The sequence below is a fragment of the Streptococcus pseudopneumoniae genome, assembly GCF_001072375.1.
Lineage (GTDB): Bacteria > Bacillota > Bacilli > Lactobacillales > Streptococcaceae > Streptococcus > Streptococcus pseudopneumoniae_L.
In genome coordinates, this window is the sequence record NZ_JVKV01000037.1 from 1 (window position 1) to 4,674 (window position 4,674).

The following is a 4,674-nucleotide window of genomic DNA, read 5'->3' on the forward strand; positions in this document are numbered from 1 at the left end:
GTAAGGCGACGCTGACGTGGTTTGAAGAGATTTTCGAAGAGTATGAAATTAAGTTTATGCCCAGACTCTTAATATAGACGTATTGGATTTTTGGATTTTTTAGAAAATTATGATAAAATAAAGGATATGAAAAATGGGGACTCCTCATGCCTAGTTTAACTAGGAAACAAAATAGAAATTAGGTAGCTAGATGTCATCAAAAGTTATTGTTACAATTTTCGGTGCAAGTGGGGATTTGGCCAAACGTAAGCTCTACCCTTCACTTTTTAGACTTTATAAATCAGGTAATCTTTCTGATCATTTTGCTGTTATTGGAACTGCTCGCAGACCTTGGAGTAAGGAGTATTTCGAATCTGTCGTTGTCGAATCTATTTTAGACTTGGCAGATAGTGTAGAGGAAGCTCAAGCATTTGCGAGTCATTTTTACTATCAAAGCCACGATGTTAATGACACTGAGCACTATATCGAATTACGCAAGCTTCAAGCTGAATTAAACGAAAAATATCAGACTGAGCACAACAAACTCTTCTTCCTCTCAATGGCACCTCAGTTCTTTGGTACCATCGCCAAACACCTCAAATCAGAGCAAATTGTTGATGGTAAAGGCTTTGAACGTTTGATCGTTGAGAAACCTTTTGGAACAGACTATGAGACTGCAAGCAAACTAAACGAAGAACTCCTAGCTACTTTTAACGAAGAGCAAATCTATCGTATCGACCACTATCTCGGTAAAGAAATGATTCAAAGTATTTTTGCTATTCGCTTTGCCAATATGATTTTTGAAAATGTTTGGAATCGTGAGCACATCGATAACGTACAGATTACCTTTGCAGAGCGCCTAGGTGTTGAAGAGCGTGGTGGCTACTATGATGAATCTGGTGCCCTTCGAGACATGGTTCAAAACCACACTCTCCAACTTCTGTCACTCCTTGCTATGGACAAGCCAGCAAGCTTTACAAAGGATGACATTCGCGCAGAGAAAATCAAGGTCTTCAAGAACCTTTACCACCCTACAGATGAGGAACTCAAAGAACAATTCATCCGTGGTCAATATCGTTCTGGTAAAGTTGATGGCATGAAATACATCTCTTACCGTAGTGAACCAAATGTTAACCCTGAATCTATGACAGAAACCTTTGCATCAGGTGCTTTCTTTGTTGACACTGATCGTTTCCGTGATGTACCTTTCTTCTTCCGTACAGGGAAACGCCTCACTGAAAAAGGAACACACGTGAATATTGTCTTCAAGCAAATGGATTCCATTTTCGGAGAACCACTAGCACCGAATGTGCTTACTATCTACATCCAACCAACTGAAGGATTCTCTCTCAGTCTTAACGGAAAAAAGGTCGGAGAAGAGTTTAGCCTTGCGCCAAATTTTCTTGACTATCGAACAGATGCGACTGCAACAGGTGCTTCGCCAGATCCCTATGAAAAACTCATCTATGATGTTTTGAACAATAATTCAACTAACTTTAGCCACTGGGATGAAGTGAGTGCCTCATGGAAATTGATTGACAGTATTGAAAAGCTTTGGGCTGAAAACGGTGCTCCACTCCATGACTACAAGGCTGGTAGCATGGGACCTCAAGCTAGCTTTGAACTCCTTGAAAAATACGGAGCTGAGTGGACTTGGCAACCAGATATCGCCTATCGTAAAGATGGTCGTTTAGAATAATCAAAAACAATCCTGCAAGAATTCTTGCAGGATTTTCTTTTATATCAGACCTTCTAAAAGTCCCTTCATAAAGTTTTCTGAGTTGAACTCACCGATATCATCAATCTTTTCACCAAATCCAATCAACTTAACAGGAATATTGAGTTCTTCACGGATAGCAAGAACGACACCACCTCGGGCAGTTCCATCAATTTTGGTTAAGACAATTCCTGTAACAGGAGTAATTTTTGAAAATTCCTTGGCTTGTACCAGGGCATTTTGACCTGTTGAGGCATCCAGAGCTAGGAAGGTTTCATGCGGAGCTTCTGGAACGACACGTTTAATAATACGACCAATTTTTTCCAACTCTGCCATCAAGTTTTCCTTGTTTTGTAAACGGCCAGCTGTATCAATCATGAGAATGTCAACACCTTCTGCCACTGCTCGTTCCATCCCATCAAAGACAACACTGGCTGGATCAGCTTTTTCTGGTCCTGTAACCACTGGAACATCCACACGACGTCCCCATTCAGCTAATTGAGCAACTGCACCAGCACGGAAGGTATCTGCAGCAACCAGCATGACTTTCTTGCCTGCTTGCTTGTAGCGATGTGCCAATTTACCGATTGAAGTTGTTTTGCCGACTCCATTGACACCTACAAAGAGCATAACTGTCAAACCATCTTGGAAATTAATACTTTCGTTGTAGTTGCCATCCTTCTCATACAACTCTACCAATTTTTCGATGATGACACGACGAAGGGCATCAGGTTTCTTGGCATTTTCAAGCTTGGCTTCGTAACGCAATTCTTCAGTAAGATTTGAAGCTACCTGAACACCAACGTCACTCATGATAAGCAGTTCTTCTAGTTCTTCGAAGAATTCTTCATCAACAGAGCGGAAGTTAGCAAAGAAGGCATTCAAACGAGCACCAAATCCCGTACGAGTTTTCTTGAGACTACGGTCATATTTTTCCTGTACAGTCTCTTGAACTGGAGGAATTTCTTCGATTACTAGATCTTCTTCCACTTCTTGAGAAGTGTCTGCTTCCGTTTCGTCTGGTTGAACTTGATCAGATTCTTCCTCGCCACTATCACTTGAAGCTACTTCTTCGACTGGTGACTCAGGTTCTTCTGCAACAAACTCCACTACTTCTTGAGAGCTGGCTTCAGTTTCTTCAACTTCTGTTGACTCTGACTCTTCCTGACAACAATGACACTCAGTTTCCTCTTCAAACTGAGTCTCTTCTTCCTGAGGGGTTGCTATTGGTTCAACTGTTTCTGTAGTAGTTTCTGCTACTGGTTCTTCCGACTCACTAGCTTCTTTAGAATAAGTTTCCTCAAATTCTGAACTTTGGTCGATTTCTTCAGTATTTTTCACTTCAACTTCTTCAGTTCCAAGTGCTTCAACTTCCTCGCCAGGTTCTGTCAGATCCAAGTTTTCCAAAGCTTCTTTAACAACTTCTTCGATTTTTGGTTCTTCTTTTCTACCAAATAAACGGTCAAATAATCCCATACTTTAGTTCTCCTTCAGTACATATTTTTCAATGGCCCAGGCAACAGCTTCCTCGTCATTGGTCATAGGGGTGACTACATTTGCAACTTCCTTAACCTCAGGCACAGCATTTTGCATGGCGACGCCAAGTCCTGCCCATTCAATCATGGAAAGGTCATTAGCCTCATCTCCACAAGCCATCACCTGACTTTGGTCAATTCCTAGGTGGTCGATCAATTTAGCTAATCCAGTAGCCTTATGAACGTTCTTTGGTGACCATTCCAAAAGCATGTCGCGAGATTTAAAAATTTCATAATTGTTAAACAAGTCTGATGAAATGTTAGCAATTGCTGCATCCAGCGGTTCTTGGGCAAAGGCTGTCACACATTTATTATAAGTCATTTGACTAGACAAATCTTCAAAGTCAATTGGAACAAAAGTTAGAGCAGGATTAAATTTAGCATACAGACTCTCTTGATCTGATTGAATTTGGTAAACTGTACCTTCAGAAATAGCATCTAAAGGAATACCTAGCTTTTCAGTTTCCTCGTAAATGCGTGTCACATCATCAATCGAAAAGACTGTTTTATCAAGGATTTCTCCCGTATTTTTCTGAACCAATCCACCATTAAAGGTGATAGTATACTCATCATCATGGCCCTCTGTTCCAAGCTCTTTGAGGAAGAAATCCATAGCCTTGAGGGGACGTCCAGTTGTCAATACCACTTTGACTCCCTGATCACGCGCAGCCTTTAAAGTTGCCTTGGTACGATCCGTCAATTTCTTGTCTGTCGTCAGCAAGGTTCCATCTAAGTCCAAAGCAATTAATTTAATATCTGCCATTACAATTCCTCCATATAAGCAATAACTGATTGGTCCTTGTGGTGTCCAATAATTGTTTCAGCAAGTTCTAAAATCTCTGGACGAGCATTTTCAGGTGCGACTGGGTGCCCTACAACCTGCATCATGTGAAGGTCGTTGAGGTTATCACCAAAGGCCATCACTTGATCCATATCTAGATTTAATTTCTTAGCCAATTCGACAATAGCGACTCCCTTGTCAACATGATCTAAAACGATGTCAATAGATTCAAAACCTGTCGTCATAGCCTTAACACCAGGAACATGTTCATTGACCCAAGCTTCTCCAGCTTCTACTGTCTCTTCAGTAAAGTTAGTTGTGAATTTGAAAATCTCATCGGTAATCTCTTCAAGACTGGCTACTTTTTTGATATTTTCATTGTAATGATGACTAAACATAAGATAGGTTTCATCTACTGTATCTAAGACATAGCAAGCCTCTTTACCAGTCAAGAGCATCTTTTTCTCATCAAAATAATGTGAAGTCTTTAGTTTTTCAAATGTTGATAGGTAAAAATCACGAGGCATGGTTGCTTCATAAAGGTCCTCTCCATGGAAGCGAACGAGACTCCCATTTTCAGCAATGAAAATAATCTCATCTTTAACATCCGCAAAATGCTTTTCAAGATTATCAACACGGAAATACTCAGTCAAGCTATTGCG

Annotated in this window: 4 protein-coding genes; 1 reads left to right on the plus strand and 3 read right to left on the minus strand. The window is 40.6% G+C overall.

Annotation, left to right across the window (positions count from 1 at the left end; translation table 11 throughout):
• Nucleotides 1–190 precede the first annotated feature (190 nt).
• Nucleotides 191–1,678 carry a glucose-6-phosphate dehydrogenase gene (zwf, locus tag ADH31_RS03290; RefSeq protein ID WP_049508992.1) on the plus strand — a complete coding sequence of 496 codons (1,488 nt, stop codon included), beginning with the start codon at nucleotides 191–193 and terminating at the stop codon, nucleotides 1,676–1,678.
• A 39-nt stretch (nucleotides 1,679–1,717) separates the two neighbouring features.
• Here the strand turns inward: zwf and ftsY are convergent, their stop codons facing one another.
• From ftsY to ADH31_RS03305, 3 genes are all read right to left on the minus strand, one after another.
• Entirely contained in the window at nucleotides 1,718–3,172 is a 1,455-nt protein-coding gene (gene ftsY, locus ADH31_RS03295) for a signal recognition particle-docking protein FtsY (RefSeq protein ID WP_049508993.1), read from the minus strand.
• Nucleotides 3,173–3,175: 3 nt separating this feature from the next.
• Nucleotides 3,176–3,994 carry a Cof-type HAD-IIB family hydrolase gene (locus ADH31_RS03300; RefSeq protein WP_000763410.1) on the minus strand — a complete coding sequence of 273 codons (819 nt, stop codon included), beginning with the start codon at nucleotides 3,992–3,994 and terminating at the stop codon, nucleotides 3,176–3,178.
• A partial coding sequence (locus ADH31_RS03305) for an HAD-IIB family hydrolase (RefSeq protein ID WP_049508994.1) occupies nucleotides 3,994–4,674 on the minus strand: 681 nt, incomplete at its 5' end. The genes ADH31_RS03300 and ADH31_RS03305, both read right to left, overlap by 1 nt.

Coding starts and splice junctions, on each gene's coding strand:
- zwf (WP_049508992.1), top strand. CDS start 191: ATGTCATCAAAAGTTATTGTTACAATTTTCGGTGCAAGTGGGGATTTG.
- ftsY (WP_049508993.1), bottom strand. CDS start 3,172: ATGGGATTATTTGACCGTTTATTTGGTAGAAAAGAAGAACCAAAAATC.
- ADH31_RS03300 (WP_000763410.1), bottom strand. CDS start 3,994: ATGGCAGATATTAAATTAATTGCTTTGGACTTAGATGGAACCTTGCTG.